Origin of the sequence: Methylotuvimicrobium sp. KM1 (assembly GCF_044788715.1) — a bacterium.
GTDB lineage: Bacteria > Pseudomonadota > Gammaproteobacteria > Methylococcales > Methylomonadaceae > Methylotuvimicrobium.
In genome coordinates this window covers 4,458,843-4,477,765 of sequence record NZ_CP173170.1, presented here as the reverse complement: position 1 = coordinate 4,477,765, position 18,923 = coordinate 4,458,843, and the positions used below count along the sequence as shown (strand labels likewise).

Annotated in this window: 16 protein-coding genes; 8 read left to right on the top strand and 8 right to left on the bottom strand. The window is 48.3% G+C overall.

The genetic code is table 11. The features are described from left to right. Positions 1-119: 119 nt before the first annotated feature. Positions 120-1,397, top strand: coding sequence for a DEAD/DEAH box helicase (locus tag ACINK7_RS19500; protein WP_404357885.1), 1,278 nt, complete (start codon positions 120-122; stop codon positions 1,395-1,397). A 345-nt stretch (positions 1,398-1,742) separates the two neighbouring features. On the opposite strand, the gene ACINK7_RS19495 is transcribed toward ACINK7_RS19500, so the two are convergent. Next, entirely contained in the window at positions 1,743-2,870 is a 1,128-nt protein-coding gene (locus tag ACINK7_RS19495; RefSeq protein ID WP_404357883.1) for a sodium ion-translocating decarboxylase subunit beta, read from the bottom strand. Positions 2,871-3,147: 277 nt separating this feature from the next. Continuing rightward, complete coding sequence (gene oadA, locus ACINK7_RS19490) at positions 3,148-4,932, bottom strand: sodium-extruding oxaloacetate decarboxylase subunit alpha (protein ID WP_404357881.1); 1,785 nt, start codon at positions 4,930-4,932, stop codon at positions 3,148-3,150. Between the two features lie 723 nt (positions 4,933-5,655). Between oadA and ACINK7_RS19485 the strand changes: the two genes are divergently transcribed. Continuing rightward, positions 5,656-6,858, top strand: a complete 1,203-nt coding sequence (locus ACINK7_RS19485) for a porin (RefSeq protein ID WP_404357879.1) — start codon at positions 5,656-5,658, stop codon at positions 6,856-6,858. A gap of 243 nt (positions 6,859-7,101) precedes the next feature. Further along, on the top strand, positions 7,102-9,381 hold the full coding sequence (locus ACINK7_RS19480) for a TonB-dependent receptor family protein (RefSeq protein ID WP_404357878.1): 2,280 nt from the start codon (positions 7,102-7,104) through the stop codon (positions 9,379-9,381). Between the two features lie 277 nt (positions 9,382-9,658). Here ACINK7_RS19480 and ACINK7_RS19475 read toward each other — a convergent pair whose 3' ends face one another. Genes ACINK7_RS19475 through ACINK7_RS19455 form a run of 5 tightly spaced genes read right to left on the bottom strand, consistent with a single transcriptional unit; the run spans position 9,659 to position 13,053 of the window. Beyond that, positions 9,659-10,411 (bottom strand): DUF2182 domain-containing protein, encoded by a 753-nt coding sequence (locus ACINK7_RS19475; protein ID WP_404357876.1) that lies wholly within the window; start codon positions 10,409-10,411, stop codon positions 9,659-9,661. 3 nt (positions 10,412-10,414) lie between these two features. After that, a complete protein-coding gene (locus ACINK7_RS19470) occupies positions 10,415-11,026 on the bottom strand; it encodes a DUF1326 domain-containing protein (RefSeq protein ID WP_404357874.1) in 612 nt (203 codons plus the stop codon). Between the two features lie 9 nt (positions 11,027-11,035). Further along, positions 11,036-11,770, bottom strand: coding sequence for an SDR family NAD(P)-dependent oxidoreductase (locus ACINK7_RS19465; protein ID WP_404357872.1), 735 nt, complete (start codon positions 11,768-11,770; stop codon positions 11,036-11,038). Between the two features lie 2 nt (positions 11,771-11,772). Then, on the bottom strand, positions 11,773-12,348 hold the full coding sequence (locus ACINK7_RS19460; protein ID WP_404357870.1) for a beta-class carbonic anhydrase: 576 nt from the start codon (positions 12,346-12,348) through the stop codon (positions 11,773-11,775). A 48-nt stretch (positions 12,349-12,396) separates the two neighbouring features. Continuing rightward, a complete protein-coding gene (locus ACINK7_RS19455) occupies positions 12,397-13,053 on the bottom strand; it encodes a DUF938 domain-containing protein (RefSeq protein ID WP_404357869.1) in 657 nt (218 codons plus the stop codon). A 164-nt stretch (positions 13,054-13,217) separates the two neighbouring features. Here ACINK7_RS19455 and ACINK7_RS19450 point away from each other — a divergent pair, with 164 nt between their 5' ends. Beyond that, positions 13,218-14,795 (top strand): sigma 54-interacting transcriptional regulator, encoded by a 1,578-nt coding sequence (locus ACINK7_RS19450; RefSeq protein ID WP_404357868.1) that lies wholly within the window; start codon positions 13,218-13,220, stop codon positions 14,793-14,795. Here the strand turns inward: ACINK7_RS19450 and ispB are convergent. Next, complete coding sequence (gene ispB / locus ACINK7_RS19445; RefSeq protein WP_404357866.1) at positions 14,792-15,802, bottom strand: octaprenyl diphosphate synthase; 1,011 nt, start codon at positions 15,800-15,802, stop codon at positions 14,792-14,794. The two genes, ACINK7_RS19450 and ispB, sit on opposite strands and share 4 nt — an antisense overlap. Positions 15,803-16,069: 267 nt before the next feature. On the opposite strand from ispB, the gene rplU reads away from it, so the two are divergent. The 4 genes from rplU (at position 16,070) to proB (ending at position 18,905) form a co-directional block, all read left to right on the top strand. After that, positions 16,070-16,381 (top strand): 50S ribosomal protein L21, encoded by a 312-nt coding sequence (gene rplU / locus ACINK7_RS19440; RefSeq protein WP_125220723.1) that lies wholly within the window; start codon positions 16,070-16,072, stop codon positions 16,379-16,381. 20 nt (positions 16,382-16,401) lie between these two features. Next, on the top strand, positions 16,402-16,659 hold the full coding sequence (rpmA, locus tag ACINK7_RS19435) for a 50S ribosomal protein L27 (RefSeq protein WP_014150001.1): 258 nt from the start codon (positions 16,402-16,404) through the stop codon (positions 16,657-16,659). 103 nt (positions 16,660-16,762) lie between these two features. Then, on the top strand, positions 16,763-17,797 hold the full coding sequence (gene cgtA, locus ACINK7_RS19430) for an Obg family GTPase CgtA (protein WP_404357864.1): 1,035 nt from the start codon (positions 16,763-16,765) through the stop codon (positions 17,795-17,797). Then, positions 17,784-18,905 carry a glutamate 5-kinase gene (gene proB / locus ACINK7_RS19425; protein WP_404357862.1) on the top strand — a complete coding sequence of 374 codons (1,122 nt, stop codon included), beginning with the start codon at positions 17,784-17,786 and terminating at the stop codon, positions 18,903-18,905. Before cgtA ends, proB begins: the two co-directional genes overlap by 14 nt. Positions 18,906-18,923: the final 18 nt, after the last annotated feature.

The following is an 18,923-nucleotide window of genomic DNA, read 5'->3' as shown; positions in this document are numbered from 1 at the left end:
CAAAAGCAATAATTAAGCCTTATAGATAACAAGCATTTTCTTTAGCCCATCAGTCGGAATCTTGTATTTCGCGTTCTATTTTTATCAACCCGCAACTATATTCTCCCCATCTGAAAATTATGACATTCGAATCTCTTGGGCTTATTGCCCAACTCCAAACAGCCGTTGCGGAACAAGGTTATGAAACGCCTACACCGATACAGCAAAAAGCCATTCCGCTTATTCTTGACGGACGCGATGTCATGGCAGGCGCGCAAACCGGAACCGGAAAAACGGCCGGTTTCGCGTTACCGATCCTGCAGCAGTTGAGCGAGACGATTAACAAAAAACCTCGGCCTGTTCGTGCATTGGTATTAGTGCCGACTCGCGAACTGGCAGTACAAGTGCATCAAAGTTTCAAAGATTACGGCAAGCATGTCGCGTTGTTTAGCGAGGTGGTTTTCGGCGGCGTGAGCATGAACGGTCAAGCTCAACAATTGAGGCGCGGTTGCGATATTATTGTCGCGACTCCGGGGCGATTGTTAGATCATGCTCGTCAAGGCAATGTCGATTTGGGGCGAGTCGAAATATTGGTTCTTGATGAAGCCGACCGAATGTTGGATATGGGGTTCAAGCGTGAGGTCGATGCAATACTGGCATTGCTGCCTAATCAGCGTCAAAATTTGTTATTTTCGGCGACGTTTTCTAATGAGATAAAAGCTCTGGCAGGGCGGTTACTGCATGATCCGGTCGCAATTGAAGCACCGCGGCAAACGATCGATGCCGATACCGTCGAACAACGTATTTATCCGATTAAGCGCGAATACAAGCGGGAATTATTATCTTACCTGATCGGCAGCGGTAATTGGCGACAAGTCTTGGTGTTTGTTAGAACCCGGCATGGAGCAGACCGTTTGGCCGAACAATTAATCAAGGATGGTATTCGGACTGGGGTATTGCACGGTGATAAATCTCAAGGCGCGAGGATGCGTGCTTTGGCGGGATTCAAAGCCGGGAAGATAGCGGTTTTAGTCGCGACCGATATTGCCGCGCGTGGTCTCGATATCGATCAATTGCCGCACGTAGTTAATTTCGATTTGCCATCCGTGGCCGAGGATTATGTGCATCGTATTGGCAGAACCGGTCGCGCAGGATGGGGCGGCGAGGCTATTTCGCTCGTTTGTCCGGAGGAAGCGCCGATGCTCTTGGCGATTGAAAAATTATTAAAACGGTCGATACCTCGCGTTGCCGATACCGGTTACGAAACTGTTTCATTGGAGGTTCGGTCGGGGGCGGAAAAAAAGGATAAAAAACGTACTACGCGTAATGTTCCGCCCGTTAAAAACAGAGCACATCGAGCGGCTTCAGTTAATAAAAAACGAGGAAACCGGCAAGGCAAGCGGTTGTGGAAAATTTGAAGATATCGAGGGTAGAATTCGCCTTATGCCTATCGCATCAAATTTCGGTATTAGCGGATGGATACGCCGGTGATTGACAGTTCCTCGTTTAGCTTTAGGTGACCCTGTCCTTTAGTTAGCGAAAATCCTAGATTTTCGCTCCTTCCCGAGGCTTACTCGAGCGATTTGACTTGGTTCAGCTATGATCGCTGCAAGCGGAGGGACATTGGCTTCTTTTTCGCTTGAATCTCGAAGCTAGAGCTTCACTTATCGGTTTCCCAAGCAAGGAGCTTGGGAAACAGCAGAAACGAGGAGACTGGCAAGGCAAGCGCCTGGGGGAGACTTGAATCTACATCATGCCCATTTCTAATCAACCAAGCTCAACAAAATCCCGGCCGCGACGGCGGAGCCGATCACGCCGGCAACGTTCGGTCCCATTGCATGCATCAGTAGGAAGTTATGCGGGTTGCTTTCAAGGCCTAGCTTATTGGCTACCCTGGCCGCCATCGGGACCGCCGATACGCCGGCCGCGCCTATTAGCGGGTTGACCGGTGTTTTGCTGAATTTATTCATGATTTTTGCCATGATGACGCCGGCGGCAGTGCCGATGCAAAAAGCGATCGCGCCTAAGCCTAAAATACCGAGTGTTTCGAATTTCAGAAATGCTTCGGCGCTCAACTTAGAGCCGACCGAAAGGCCTAAGAAAATCGTGACGATGTTGATTAATTCGTTTTGCGCGGTCTTGCTCAGACGGTCGACTGCCCCGCAAGTATTCATTAGGTTGCCTAAACAAAACATGCCTACTAAGGGTGCGGCTGAAGGCAAAAGCAGGGCCGTTAACAACAATAGCAGCAGTGGAAACAAGATTTTTTCGGATTTGCTGACGGCTCTCAGTTGCTCCATTTCGATCATGCGCTCTTTTTCCGTAGTCAATGCACGCATGATCGGCGGCTGAATGAGCGGCACCAGCGCCATATAGGAATAAGCGGCAACTGCGATCGCTCCGAGCAAGTCGGGGGCTAGTTTCGAAGCAACATAGATAGCCGTAGGCCCGTCGGCGCCGCCTATAATGGCGATTGCAGCGGCATCCTTAAGCGAAAACTCGAGGCCTGGTACCATGTTTAGCGCTAATGCGCCTAATAATGTTGAAAAAATACCGAATTGAGCCGCAGCGCCTAGTAATAAAGTCTTCGGGTTGGCCAGCATCGGTCCGAAGTCCGTCATTGCGCCGACGCCCATGAATATCAATAATGGAAATATGCCGGTTTTAATGCCGAAATATAAATAGTATAAGAGACCGCCTTCTTCCGCCATGTCTGCAATCGGTATGTTGCTAAGTATTGCGCCGAAACCGATCGGTAGAAGTAATAGAGGCTCAAAACCTTTCTTGATGGCTAAGAACAGAAGTAAAAAACCTACCATCATCATAAAAGCCTGGCCGGTTTGGATGTTGTAGATCCCGGTGCTTTGCCAGAGCGAATTTAAATTTTCCATAATTGATCTCGATTAAAGTTGATTTTTATTCTGAATAGTTATCATTACCAGAGACAATGCCGGGAATTAGGAAGCGCTAATGGACTGAATTCATTAACCAGAGGCTTTATTATAAATTGAAGAGAGCTTCTATTTATCCTCATCCGGCGAGTCTTGATCCTTTATTTAAAGAAGGGGCTGGGTTTCGGGAAGGTGCCGGTGCGATGTTAAGGGTAGGACCGTTCATGCTTTGGCAGTGCTAAGCACGAACGGTAGTTTATTTCTGGCTTTTGTGTCTTTATAAGGTAATCAGTGCGTCGCCGACCGTTACCGAAGAACCTTCTTTTATATGGACGATAGATACTGTACCGCTGGTTTTAGACCGAATTTCGGTTTCCATTTTCATCGCCTCCAGGATCACGACTACATCGCCGGCTTTTACCGAGCTGCCTATTCCGACATTGATCTTCAAGATATTACCCGCCATTGGCGCTTGAACGACCGCGCCTTCGGAGCTGATTGGCTGAGCCGATTCTGATGGTGTCGTTACAGGCTTGATGTCGAATGTTGTTCCGCCCGGCGCAACCGAGACATTAAAGGTTTTGCCGTCAACGTTGACGCTGTAGGTTTCGGTTTGACCGACGTTTTTTTGCGGTGCGGTCGGAACAGGGGCTGCGGGTTCGTTCGAAGGTGGGGCTTCGAATGCTTCGGCCTGGCCGCGATGGCTAATGAATTTCCAGCCGATTTGGGCGAATAAGCCATAAATCAGTGCGTCTTCTTCGAGATTGTCGGCTAATGTTACGCCTTCTTCCTTGGCTTTGGCGCGGACTTCCTCGATTAATTTGTCCATTTCGGGTTCCAGCAAATCTGCTGGACGACAGGTGATCGGTTTGGCGCCGTTAAGCACCTTGGCTTGAAGTTCGGCATTAACCGGAGCCGGCGTAGCACCGTATTCGCCTTTCAATACACCGGCGGATTCCTTGGTGATGGTTTTATAGCGTTCGCCGGTCAATACATTGATGACCGCTTGCGTACCGACGATTTGCGATGTTGGTGTCACAAGCGGAATGAAGCCTAGGTCTTCTCGGACTCGCGGTATTTCTTTCAAGACCTCATCGAAGCGGTCAGCGGCATTTTGTTCCTTTAGTTGGCTTTCCATGTTGGTCAGCATTCCGCCGGGTACTTGGCTGGTCAGAATGCGGCTGTCGACTCCTTTTAAATTGCCTTCAAAACGTGCGTATTTTTTGCGAATATCTCGGAAATAGGCGGCAATGTCTTCCAATTTCTTGATGTTGAGTCCGGTATCTCTCGTTTGTCCTTCAAGTACGGCAACCATGGTTTCAGTCGGGCTGTGTCCGTAAGTCATGCTAAGTGAGGAAATTGCCGTGTCGACATTATCGATTCCGGCTTCCGCAGCTTTAATCAGTGTTCCGACGCTTAGTCCTGTCGTCGCATGGCAATGTAAGTGCACCGGAATCGATAAGCTTTGTTTGAGGCGGCCAACTAATTCATAAGCGATATAGGGCGTCAATAAGCCAGCCATATCCTTGATACATACTGAATGGGCGCCCATGTCTTCGATTTGTTTGCCTTGATCGACCCACATGTCGAGCGTATGTACCGGGCTGACCGTGTAAGAAATGGTGCCTTGGGCGTGTTTGTCCGTGGCTAGTACCGCTTTTACCGCGCGCTCGATATTGCGCATATCGTTCATTGCGTCGAAAATTCGAAAGACGTCGATGCCGTTGACCGCGCAACGTTCGACGAATTTGTCGACGACATCGTCGGCATAATGCCGATAACCGAGAATATTTTGGCCGCGAAACAGCATTTGTTGGGGGGTGTTGGGCATTGCAGCCTTCAGTTGGCGAAGGCGTTCCCATGGGTCTTCGCCCAAATAGCGGATGCAGGCGTCGAACGTGGCGCCGCCCCAGGTTTCCAAAGACCAGTAGCCGACTTTATCAAGTTTTTCACAGATCGGTAGCATGTCTTCGATGCGAAGGCGTGTCGCCAGAATCGACTGGTGAGCGTCGCGTAATACGACTTCTGTGATTCCTAAAGGTTTGGTGTTGGCTGCTGTCATAGCTTGGGTTCTCCGTGGACCTTATGGGAGGTCAAATCATTAAAAGTTGATACGGCTTTAAGTGTTAATCAGGGCATTCAACTAACTTCGGTTGCGATTAAAAAAGGCGCTTGGTTACGAGTATGGCTAGTATCCGGAGTCCTAGAGCAGATGCAAATGGGCTGAAATTAAAGTCGTTCGGCATGCATTATATTGAAAAAACAAGGCAACATCATCTTGAATTGCTTTGCGGTAAAAACGAGCAGGCCTTGGTTATGAGAATATTCGAGGCTTGGGCGTTGCGGTTTTATGTCATTTTCGCATCGGTTTTATAGCATGGGTTTATTTCATTATTATAGGGTTGAGACATGATTGTTATGTTTGAGATAAGTGTCTCTTCGGTGCAAGGTCTTATAGCGCAGTGATTGCCGCACCTAAATTGTGCTTTTGTTGATTAATATGCCCTATAAAAGGGCGGTTGCTTTTATGTTGGTAGAGGTTTTATTTTCTTATGCGTTGTTTGTTAAGTGTATTTTAATATTGGCATATTGTCTGCTTTATACAAGTCGGGTTGTATCTTTAATGCTACATTTTGCGTAAAACGCAACAAAAGCTATACTAAAATCATGACGAATCAATAGGGTTAGGAACTTTAGTTAATAAGCAAGATTAATCAAAGTCATTTGAATAACTGATTCACAAAAATGTTTTCCGATAGCTACTCTACTTAAATAGGCGACACTTATGTACATAAATAAAAAACAAAACGGTTGGCGATTGACTCTTGTAAGCGCGATGTTGATGTCATCGGCGGTGCAGGCTGAAGATAAAGGTCTTATTGAGAGTTTGACGGGTTCCGATATCAACAAAACCGCGCCGATGCGCGATCTTGGAATCGAGTTCGGCGGTTGGGTTTCGGGCGGTATTGCCGGAAATCCGGATGATCCTCGCGACAAAACGAATGGTCCGGTAACATTCAATAACCGTTCGAACGAATTCCATATGCATCAATTGTATGGCTATATCGAAAAAGCGGTTGATACTGAAAGTAATAAATGGGATTTGGGTTTTCGTGCCGATGTTGTCTATGGTGTGGATGCGGGTTTTACTACGCAAGGTAACTTCGACGATAATCTTGTTGTCGATTCTTCCTCGCGGTTTTATAAACTGGCATTTCCGCAAGTGTATGCCGAATTGTTTGCGCCGATCGGTAACGGTTTGACGACTAAAGTGGGTCACTTTTATACGATTATCGGGAACGAGGTGGTTACCGCACCGGATAACTTTTTCTTTTCGCATGCCTATACGATGCAATACGGCGAGCCGTTTACGCACACAGGTGTGTTGATGTCGTATCCGCTCAACAATAACTTCGAGTTAACAGGTGGTGTGGTCTCCGGTTGGGATTCGTTTTTTCAACAGCCGGCTAATTTTCTCGGTGGCGTGAGTTATACGACCGATGACGAGAAAACCTCGGTGGCAGTCTCTTTCATTACGGGTGACACTATCGTGGCCGATAGGGGCGATACTGCAGACGGTTCTAAAATCGAGCGTCACCGCTCGATGTATAGTATTGTTTTATCTCATGATTTTCTCGATAACTTGCACTATACCTTGCAGCACGATTTCGGGGTTCAGGACAACGAATATCAGTTCGGCGGCGATAGAAGATGGTATGGCGTCAACCAGTATCTGACCTATGACGTCAATGATGAATTGGCGACCGGCCTGCGTTTCGAATGGTTCCGCGACCAAGACGGAACTCAGGTTATGGACGAAAAAAATCACTTCTTCGCGATTACGGCCGGTGTTAATTATTCTCCGCTATCCTGGTTGATGTTAAGACCTGAAATCAGATACGATTGGGTAACCGGTGCGAACGCTTTCGATGCCGGTGCTTCGGACGATCAGGTTCTTATTTCTGCCGACGCAATCATACGTTTCTAATTACAGCACAAATTTGAAGTTGAATATTACGGCGCCTTTAAGGCGCCGTTTTTGTTTGGAGAGGGCTGTATTAATTTGTAATTTTCATGAGATTTAAAAAAGGGAGCAGTCTTTAGATCTCTATACGAATGATATTGATTATTAATAACGCTTGCTGTATTGTATGCGTTTACTTTTTTGATCCACAAAAATCATTCCGGTTTGCGTCCGGTTGTAAAATAATTAATATCATTTGGGGGAATTATGTTTCATTCGAAACGGGTGATCGGGCCGCTATCGCTTGCCTGTCTTTCAGTTAGTGTGGCAACGGCGGCACAGGCCGTCGACAAAGACGCGCCACCGACGATTCTCGATACAGTCAAGGTTATCGGCGACCCGAGTAAGGCTCGAGATATGCCGGCTTCGGCGCAATATCTCGATACCGGTGATATTCGCGATCAGACTTATAGCGACATCAATCGGATTTTGCGTAAAGTACCCGGAGTCAATATTCGCGAGGAAGATGGTTTCGGTCTGTTTCCGAATATCAGTTTCCGTGGCGTCGATACGACGCGTAGCGCCAAGATTACTGTAATGGAAGACGGCGTTTTGACTGCTCCTGCGCCTTATTCCTCTCCTGCCGCTTATTTTAATCCTGCCGGCGGTCGCATGAGCGGCGTCGAGGTCATGAAAGGCGGTAGTCAGGTTAAATACGGCCCGCATATCACCGGCGGCGTGTTGAACTATTTGTCGACGCCGATTCCGGAGGACGGCAAGGCCTATCTGAAGACGATTTATGGTAGCTACGACGAGGTCCGTTCTCACGGTTATGTCGGCAAGACCCACGACACAGAATTCGGGCGTTTCGGTTATCTAGTCGAGGGGTTTTATCGGCGCTCCGACGGCTTCAAGACGATCGATTCGACCGCAGGTTATGAAGGAAGCGATAATACCGGTTTTTCACAGGTCGAGCCGATGGTGCGCTTAATGTGGGAGCCGAATACCGAAATGTACCAAAGACTCGAGGTCAAATTCGGCTATTCGAACATGGATGCCGACGAAACCTATCTTGGCTTGAGTGAAACCGATTTTAGACGCGATCCCTATCGCCGTTATGCGGCATCTCGATTCGATAATATCGAAACCGAGCATTTCAGAGGCTTCGCACGCTATTTCATTTCGCCGACCGACGATTTGGATATCGTCACGACGGCTTATTACAGCGAGTTTGCCCGTAATTGGAGCAAGTTGAATGATCTGCGCGGTGGCACGCCGGGGAATATGAATTTGTCGGCCGCGTTGGCAGGCGCTAATAACGGCTTGGGATTATCCTGTTTGAGAGGTGAGCTGGCTGCCGGGCAATCTTGCGGATTGAGGGTTAGAGACAATAACCGTGAATATTATCTAGGTGGTGTCGAGTCGGTCGCGAATTATCGCTTCGATTTAGGCGAAACCAGTCATGAATTGAGCGGTGGTTTCCGCTATCACGAAGACGGTGAAAAGCGCTTTCAACACGATACCACTTACACACAGTCTGACTCAGGTGCAATCACAAATAAAGTGGTCGGAGCTCCGGGAAGCCAGGATAACAGAAGGCAGGATACACGTGCCTATGCATTTTTCCTGAAAGACCGAATCGAATTCGGCAATTGGGGATTCACGCCGGGTATACGCTATGAGCATTTAGTACAGACAAATCAAAATTTTAACCCCGGAAAAAGTAACGAGAGCGGTACCAGTTCTCTCGATATGTATGCAGGTGGAGCCAGTTTGGATTATAAATTCAGCGATGAATTCATGATGTTCGGTAGTGTGCATAAGGGTTTTTCACCTCCTGGGCCGCAGGATGCCGTTGTCGATGGCTTGACCGAGGAATCCAGCAATGCTTATGAGTTGGGGGCGCGTTATACTCGCGGCGCATTTTCAGCTGAAGTCATCGGATTTTATACGCAATTTGAAAATTTATTGGTTGTCGATAGTATCGGTGGTACCGGCAGCGATAATAACCAAAACTTCGGAGAAGTCGATTCGCGCGGGGTTGAGCTGGCTCTCAATTTCGACGCTGGACAGGCGTTCGGTTGGGGTTTCCGTAATCCGTACTTCGTGTCTTTTACCTACACCGATACCGTGCAATTGAACGATGCCGCTTCATCAGATGCCGAGTCGATTTTCAGTTTCGGCAAAAAAGGGAATCGCATGCCGTATATTCCCGAATATGCGGTCAGTTTCGGCAGTGGTATTCATTTTGACAAATGGGGTCTCGACGTGACCGGCAACTATGTCGGCGAAACTTATACCAGCGCGAGTAACACGTCGTTGCAACTGGATGGTGGCGGGAATCCCGATGCTCGATTCGGTAAAACAGATGACTATGTCATCGTCGATGTTTCGGCTTATTACCAGGTAACGAAAGGCATCAAATTGCTCGGCGGCGTACAAAACGCCAATAACGAAGAATATAACGTTTCGAGACAGCCTCACGGTCCTCGTCCTGGCATGCCGATTTTCGCCTATGGAGGTTTCGAGCTCGACTTTGATATTTAATCCTAGAAACAGAATTTCACCATGAAGATCATGTAGAATAATAAGTTAATTCAATAATCTGTTATGCTTTTGTATGAAGCTTTCGTTCACTCGAAAGGTTAGTTGGAATATTTAGGTATTCTCTTGAAGTACTTCACGAACTTCATGGTTGAACTGCAGAATTTAGGTTAATTGCTTTGCCTTGACCGGTCCGGAATGGGCCGGATTTAGGGCGAAATCGCGTGAACCTTCCGATATCACGCACAAGAATGTGTTCTTTTTTCTCGATTTACGAGCGTTAGCCGCTAAACATGACCCCGCCTGCCCAAGCTAAAAATAGAAGTCCACCAATTCTTGCGCTGGTTGTAGCATTGAATGGACTCAATTTTTCGAGCGTGATGAGTAACGTCAAAACCAGCATGCCGGTAATGTTCATCAGACCAACCGAAAACATCACCAGCATTTCGGCCCAGCAACAGCCCAAGCAAACAGATCCATGTTGTGTTCCCATTCGATAGGCGCCTATTGCGCCATCGCGCCATCGGTTCATTAAAAAGCCGACCGGGCTTTGACAATAGCTTAGGCAAGCGTTCTTGGTCGGAGAAAACTGATAGGCGCCAGCCAATAATAGTATCGCAATGGCGAGAATCCGATTATTGTTATCCATCATTGGAGACAGCCAGAGCAGGCCGTGCATTTGCCATTGCAGTAGAGTCAATACGACGCTGAATAAAAGCCAGATGCTCAAATAACCGAGCACGAACAGCGAGGATAAGCGATAGAGGGATTGACCTCGTCTGCGGCAAATGGTGGCAAATGCCAGCACGGTCGGAAATGCGGAAGGAAGCATCATCGCGGTCATCATGACGGTCCACATCAAGAAGACGATGCCGAAATCGAAAGCAGACCACGCAGAAGCCGCGGAGGGCGGCATCCACATTTCCATCATTGGCGTTTCGGTCATGTAACGGTATTGCCAGAATACCCCAGTCCATGCCATGAGATTAACGGCCAGTAAGGCCGCAAACAGCGTATTTTGGGTTCGGGTCACGACTTAGGGACGGTATTCGAAATCGGAGTAAAAGCCGTTGCGTTCCGAGAAGGTCCAGTCGTATTGATAATCTTTGTAACGGTAATGTTTGGAGCGGGCAACGATCGAGGCGTGTGAGGGAACCACGCACAGAGGCGGATTGCTGATTGTCGATTCGCCGCCGGATATGCCTTGAATGCTTTCGATTTCGGCTTCGGCGATGCCCGGAATGCTCAGGCGGCGTTGGTTGTTTTCGGCCGAATAATGTATCGGCGTTTTTTCGATGCCGAGCACTTCACTAACTAAACTCATCAAAATTTGCGGATGTCCGCCCGCGCGGCCGCCGAAGATTTCGGTAATCGCGTTTGCTTGATCGTCGTCAGCGCGGTCGTCGATATAGAGCGCGGCTTGCCAGTTGCCTTCGATCATCGTCCCTGGCGAGTAGCAGGCCAGGACTACATTAAGATTGTCGAGCGAAACCTGTTGGTAATGGCCTGTTTCGATATGCCAAGCGACCAGTAATTTACAGGTGCCTTCGCTAGGAGGTTTCAGCCAGATGCAAGGGCAGGCGGTTTCGCAGTTACAAGCTTCGAAATAGCCGCCTTTTAAATGCCAAGTTTTATCGGTTTGGTTCATAACGTTCTGTCAAAAAGATTCTTTAAAAGGTCGCAAGTCGAGTTCGTGTGTCCAGGCGCTCGGGTGTTGTTGATGCATCGCCCAATAGGTGTCGGCGATTGCATCGAGTTGCATCAAGCCTTCCGGACCCTTTTGTGCGACAAACTCGGGGAATTGCGTTCTGGCTCGTTCGCCGTCGATCACGCCGTCGAGAATTGTATGCACGACATGAATCCCGCGCGGCGAGAATTCTCGCGCCATGCCTTGCGCCAAGGCTCTAAGTCCGGCTTTGGCCGAAGCGAAAGCGGTAAACGGCGGTTTCGCTCTCAGCGAAGCGGTGGCGCCTGTAAAAAACAGCGTGCCTTTGCCGCGTTCGAGCATTAAAGAGACGGCTTCCTTGCCGAATAAAAATCCACCCAAACAATTTTGCTGCCACAAACGAGAGAATGTTTCGTTTTCAGTTTCCAAAAGTGGGCTACGAATATTGCTGTCGACATTGTAGGCGGCAATTTCGAGTGGATAGCCTTGTAAGGCTATTGTTTCGAAAAGATGCTCAATGTCGTGTTCAACCGTTGCATCGGCGACGACTAAGGTGGCCGATCCCCCTTGTTGGCGAATGGTTTTGGCCACATGTAGCAGCTTATCTTCACTTCGGCCTGCAATAAAAACGTGCAAACCTTTGGACGAAAAATATTTGGCGAGTGTGGCGCCCAGGCCTTGCTCCGGGCCTACACCTATGACTACGGCTGAACATTTTTGCTGCATCGTTAAATACGTCCCGCTGCTGTCGCTTCGGGAACTTCGATTAATTTACCGGTTTTTACGTCATAGATATAGCCGTAAACCGGAATATCGGACGGCACTAACGGGCTGTTTCTAATGCGCATCACATCTTCGGTAACGCTTTGCGCCTGATCCTTGATGGTCAGCCAATTGATGTATTTGCCGTCGGTGCAACCGGGGCCTTCGCAACTGTCATGCCAGCCATCGGCATCGACCGAAGCGGTTTTTAGGCTACTAGATAATAAGTCGCCCATAATTTCATTCGTGAAGGTTTCCATGCCGCAGTCGGTATGATGGATCACGAACCATTCGCGTGTACCTAAAAGCTTATAGGAAATGACTAGCGAACGGATCGCATCGTCGCTGGCGCGTCCACCGGCATTGCGTATGACGTGAGCGTCACCCTCGGAAAGGCCAGCGTATTTGGCGGGATCGAGACGAGCGTCCATGCAAGTTAGGATTGCAAAGCGGCGTCCCGGCGGCATCGGCAGATCGCCTTTGTCGAAACTATTGGCGTATTCGCGGTTGGCAAGTAAAACTTCATTCAATACATTGCTCATGTGTTTCTCCTCATTATTATTGTGAGTGACGCGCGGTAATTTACGCGACTAGTTTTTTTTACCGAATATTAAAGAAAAGTTGTTGACCGGCATATCGATTTGTTCTTTTAGTTCCATGCCGTGTCTTTCGGCCGCTTTTCTGAGGTCGGCCACATCTTTTAAGCCCCATTCAGGAACGCCGGCAGAACTCAGCGTTTCATGAAATTCTTTGTTGCTATCGGTCGTAAAGGAATCTTCGACTTTGAATGGGCCGTAAATCAGCAGAATGCCTTCGTCAGTCAAAAGATGCGACGCGCATTCCATCATACCATCGGCAATTGTTATTGGCGCAACTTGAAAAATGTTTATGCAAAAAATGGCTGAAAAGCTATTCGGGGGTCCGGGATTAAACCAGGTTTCAGGTTCGGTTAGATCAAGGTGTGCGGGGTCGGCAATATTGTCGTTGTTGTGCTCCGTGGATAATTTTTTGATGTTATTGAAGACTTCTATGTCTTTATCCGACGGATGAAAATGCAAGTGGTCGAAATGTGGTGCAAAATAATTGATGTGCATGCCGCTGCCGCTGGCCATTTCGAGAACGCGGCTCGGGTCTTTCGGGAGTTTTTCTTTTAATACGCCCAGTAGCGGGTCTCGATTTCGACTGCCGGCCCATGCAACATATTCGCTAAGCGGATGTGGGTCTAAAGGAGGTCTGTCTTGATTCATGGTTTAAATCCTCTTTTTATGGATAGCCTGCTCAATCAAGCATTCTTTATGCCAATGCACTAAATAATAAAAATAACCTTGTTAACAATGGATTAGGTTTTGTAGTGGTGTGTTTTGTGAAATTATGTTTCAATTAGTGAAATTGAATTTCACAAGGGTGCTGCATGAATGAGACTTCGTTTTCCGATTTAACGCCGACTTTTTTTTTACAGACTTTTGTGTTGGAGTTGATGCATGCTGCCGAGCAGCAAGGCAAAACGCATAGCGAGGAGCTTATCGAATACATCGCCCGAACTGCAGGAAGGTTTTTTGAAGAAACTTATCGAGAAGAGCGCAATATTGATGGTGCTTTAAATATGGAAAGTTATATCGAGTTAATTGTTGGGTTAAAAAATAAAATCGGCGGAGGATTTTCTCTGGACTCGGCGGATAGTCAATGTATTCGGGTTACAAATACTTGCTGTCCTTTTGGAGAGGGTGTGACGCATTTTCCGGAATTATGCCGAATGACCTCTAGTGTTTTCGGCGGGATTGCGGCCAGAAACTTCGGTTATGCCAAGGTGGAAATCGCTAAGAGCATCGCTCGTGGGGATGGCGGCTGCGATGTGTCGGTATATCTAAATGAGGAAGAGGCAAAAGGACGTCCTGGGCTTGAATACGGTCACCGAAATAGTGAGGAGGATGCGGGTAATATGACGGATTTGCATTCTCGAATTGAAGAGAGCATGCAAAAAATATGGCGATTGAAATCGCCAAGGCCCACTAAAAAGCAGCCGCCCGTTATAGTGGCAAAATCTCCGGTAATGCAAAAAATATTGCAGGCGATTGAAAAAATTGCTCCGACAGTTGCGACGGTGTTGATTCAAGGAGAAACCGGGGTTGGTAAGGAATTGGTTGCGCGCGCTATTCATGCGATGAGTTGGCGCAGCGGTCAAGCTTTCATGGCAATTAATTGCGGTGCGATTCCCGATACTTTAATTGAGAGTGCGTTGTTCGGGCATGAAAAAGGGGCGTTTACCGGAGCTGTGGAGATCCAGCAAGGTGTTTTTGAGCGCGCCGATGGCGGCACGCTGTTTCTGGATGAGGTGGATTCGTTGTCTGCGGGTGCACAAACTCGTCTGCTAAGAGTGGTGCAAGAAGGTGAGCTGGAGCGAGTTGGGGGTAAAAAAACCATCGAGGTCGATGTGCGTTTGATTTCCGCGACAAATCAGGATTTACAAGAGCGTGTCGAGCAAGGTTTGTTTCGTAAAGACTTGTTTTATCGCTTGAATGTGGTGAAGTTATCTATTCCGCCATTGACGCAAAGAGGGGAGGATTTGCCGTATTTAGTTCAGGTTATCTTGAAAAGGCTGGGCGAAAAATATAATAAAACGGTGCTTTCGGTTAGTCGGGGCGTGATGCAAAAGATTCGCGCTTATCATTGGCCCGGTAATGTCAGAGAGTTGGAGAATGTGTTGGAGCGTGCGGTTTTGTTTTCATCCGGTCCCGAAATTACGCAGCTTGATCTGGAGCTATCCTCTCAGGCCGCGGTAGGCGATAACTGGCGAGACATCAAGGAAGGCGTTGTCGCGGATGCGGAGCGCAATTTTTTGCAAGTGTCTTTACGCCTGCATCGCGGTGATGTCAAGAAAGTGGCTGCAGCGATGGAATTGACGCCGAGAGCGGTGTACGGAAAGTTAAAAAAGTACGGCATGGATGCCGGTCAATTCCGCGTTAATCCGGGTTTGGATGTGGACCGTTAATAATTTCGCTGAACCGAAAATTCGGCGAGAGCAATCAGGGCGGTCTTGTAGATCGAGTCGGGTAAAATGGTTAGCGCATCGATTGCTTTTTGGGCTTCTTCGTGGGCTCTTTGTTCGGTGTAAGCGATGGCTTGGGTTTTTTGTACGACGTTATAGACTTCTTGGAAGGCGTCGCGGTCGCCGGTTTTGATTGCATCGATGATGATTTGCGTTTCTTCAGGGGCGCCGACCTGAATGGCGTGTATTAACGGTAGTGTGGGCTTGCCTTCGGCTAGGTCGTCGCCAAGATTCTTGCCGAGCTCTTCCTTTGTGGCTTTGTAGTCGAGGGCGTCGTCGATTAATTGAAAAGCGATGCCGAGATGTTGGCCGTATCGTGCAAGGTTGTCTTCAATTTCCGGGCCGCTTTCCGAAATCACTGCGCCGAGTCGTGTGGCGGCGCTGAATAAAATTGCGGTTTTGCGCGAGATGACCTCAAGGTATTTGGCTTCGGTGGTCTCCGGATTGTTGCAGTTGAGTAGTTGCAACACCTCGCCTTCGGCAATCGCGGTCGTGGTTTTGGATAGGATTTCCATTACGCGCATGTTGTTGGTTCTCACCATCATTTCAAAGGCGCTCGAATACAGGTAGTCCCCTACTAAAACGCTGGCGGCATTGCCCCAAACCGCGTTCGCGGATTCCTTGCCGCGTCGCAATTCCGATTCGTCTACGACGTCGTCATGCAGTAGGGTTGCGGTATGAATGAATTCAATGACCGCGGCTAAAATGAGGTGGTGATTGTGAATCGGGCCGAGCGCTTTGGCTGCTAATAATAGTAACATCGGGCGCAAGCGCTTGCCGCCGTTGCCGACAATGTAATGGCCTACTTGATTAATAAGAATGACATCGGAGCTTAACTCGTCGAGAATGAGCTGATCGACCGCTTTGGTTTCCTCGGTTGTGAGGCCCTTGATGGTGTTGAAATCCGGATGTTGCTTAGTATTCGGGCTAAGGTTGGTTTGGGATGCCATGAGTCGATGAGTGCTCAAAAAATGTCAATTAAAGTTTGTTTCGGGTGTGCGGCCCGTGAAATCCGATTAATAAAATTATTTTCGGGTAAAGGCTAAGATAACTGACCATGCTATTGAATAAAGTATATTGGTGTCAATAGCTTTGTTGTGTTATTTTATGCGTTGCAATCGAATAGTTCGTTGGATATAAGTTTGACGTAACTTTTTTTTAAAAATATAATTATCTGTTTACTTTTAACAGATAGTTGCTTGATGGAGCTGACGCGGATGTATGCGGTAATTCAAACAGGTGGAAAACAGTACCGGGTTGAAGAGGGTGCGACCTTAAAAATAGAAAAACTTGAGCTGGGAACAGGCGATAGCGTTGAATTCGATAAAGTACTGATGGTTCAGTCGGGTGATGCTGTAAAAGTCGGTCAGCCTTATGTCGAAGGCGGCAAGGTTACAGCGACAGTGTTGTCTCAAGGTAGGCACAAAAAAGTCAAAATCATTAAATTCAGAAGACGTAAGCATCATATGAAGCAAATGGGGCATCGTCAGTATTTCACAGAAGTCCAGATTACTGGTATTTCTGCTTAAATTATTTCGGGAGTAAGGTAATGGCTCATAAGAAAGCGGGTGGTAGTACTCGGAACGGTCGCGATTCCAATGCAAAACGCTTGGGTGTTAAAATGTTTGGCGGTCAAGTCGTGAAAGCGGGAAATATTATCGTGCGTCAGCGCGGCACTAAATTTCATGCGGGCGATAATGTTAGCTGCGGTAGAGATCATACTCTATTTGCAACGGCAGAGGGCAAAATCGTTTTTCAGGTCAAAGGGCCTAATAAACGCAAGTTTGTCAGTATTGTTGCTGCATAAGACCTTGCGCCGCATTCGCGGCAAGCAGTGTTTGATGAAAAGCCTCGCCCTTCAAGGTGGGGCTTTTTTGTTTGTGAACGGATGAAGATGCGGCGTGTAAGCGATGAAATTTGTTGATGAGGCGGTGATTCGGGTTGAGGCCGGCGATGGCGGTAATGGCGCCGTCGGTTTTCGCCGTGAAAAATATATTCCGAAAGGTGGCCCGGATGGTGGTGATGGTGGTGATGGTGGTAGTGTCTATTTGGTAGCTACCGAAAACGTCAATACCTTGGTGGATTTTCGTTACCAGTCGGTGCATAGGGCTCAGCGTGGGCAAAACGGTATGGCTCGCAATTGTACCGGTAAGAAAGGAGAGGATTGCTTGGTGCCTGTGCCGCCCGGAACCTTGGTGACTGAGGCTGAAACCGGTGAGGTTTTGGGTGAGTTGGTCAAGGCGGGTGAGCGGTTACTGGTCGCGCAAGGCGGTTTTCATGGTCTGGGAAATACGCGGTTCAAGAGTAGCATTAATCGTACGCCGATGCAGGCGACGAAAGGGACGCCAGGCGAGCATCGTATGCTCAAGCTGGAATTGACTCTGATTGCCGATGTCGGGCTTTTGGGGTTGCCCAATGCCGGTAAATCAAGTCTGATACGCGCGGTGTCGTCGGCTCGCCCGAAAGTCGCCGATTATCCGTTTACGACCTTGCATCCGAATTTGGGTGTGGTTAGGGTCGATGATTTGCGCAGTTTCGTTATCGCCGATATTCCCGGTGTGATCGAGGGGGCGGCCGAAGGTGCCGGATTGGGCTTGCAGTTTTTAAAGCACTTGTCGCGCACCGGGTTGTTGCTGCATTTGATTGATGTGATGCCTTATGAGTCGATGGATTCGCCAGTCTCTTCAGCGCGTAAGATCATTCAAGAAGTTAAGTCGTGGAGTGATGATTTGGCCGATAAGCCGCGTTGGTTGGTGCTGAATAAAATCGATAGGCTTGAGTCCGATTCGGTGGAGCAGCATTGCCAGGCTATTGTTGACGAATTGGAGTGGCAGGGACCCGTGTTCAAGGTTTCGGCTTTGCGGGGTGAAGGAACGCGTGAATTGATGTTCGCGATCATGAGTTTTTTGGAAGAGCGGCGGCGGAGCGACAGTGAGCAGAAGTGATTTTGCTAAAACGAAAAGGGTAGTGGTCAAAATCGGTAGTTCTTTATTGACCGCTGGTGGGAGAGGTCTCAACAAGGAGGCAATTGCGGCTTGGGTTGAGCAAATGGCAAGTTTGCGTGCGCGCGGAATCGAAGTGATTTTGGTGTCTTCGGGGGCGGTAGCCGAGGGTATGGCTCGTTTAGGCTTGAGGATTCGTCCGAAAACATTGCATGAATTGCAGGCAGCGGCTTCGGTGGGGCAAATGGGGTTGGTTCGTATTTTTGAAAATAATTTTCAGCAACACGGATTGCATGCCGCGCAGGTTTTGTTGACGCATGATGACTTGTCGGATCGGCGGCGTTATTTAAATGCGAGAAGCACGTTGTTGGCACTGCTTAAATTCGGTGTCGTGCCTGTCATTAATGAAAACGATGCGGTGGCGACCGAAGAAATTCGTTTCGGCGATAACGATACATTGGGTGCTTTGGTGGCGAATCTAATTGAAGCCGAGTTGTTGATTATTTTAACCGATCAGCAGGGGTTGTTTACTGCAGATCCCGGCGTCGATCCTGCTGCGCGTTTGGTTTCGGAAATCAATGTAAATGATGCGAGTCTCGATATCATGGCTGGCGATAGTCGTAGCGGGCTTGGTCGAGGAGGGATGTATACCAAGGTGCGTGCGGCGAGATTGGCTTCGCGTTCCGGTGCAGCCACTGTGATTGCGGCCGGTGTCGTGGAGAATGTAATTGCTGAAGTTGTTGCGGGTAAATCGATTGGTACCTATATGGTGCCGAGTATTGGGCCGTTATTGGCGAGAAAGCGTTGGTTGGCCGGGCAGTTGCAGGTTAAGGGGCGTCTGGAATTGGATGACGGTGCGGTGAGGGTTTTAAGGGATGCCGGTAAAAGTTTATTGGCGGTAGGGGTAAAAAGCGTAATCGGCGGGTTTCAGCGCGGCGAATTGGTTTCTTGCGTGAGCGCTCAAGGGATGGAGGTTGCACGAGGCTTAATTAATTATAGTGCGGAAGATGTGAGAAAAGTTGTCGGAAAGCCGAGTTCGGAATTCGAGCGTATTCTCGGGTATGCTGACGATGAGGAATTAATTCATCGTGACAATATGGTGGTAATGTAAGATGGAAGGGTAAAAAGC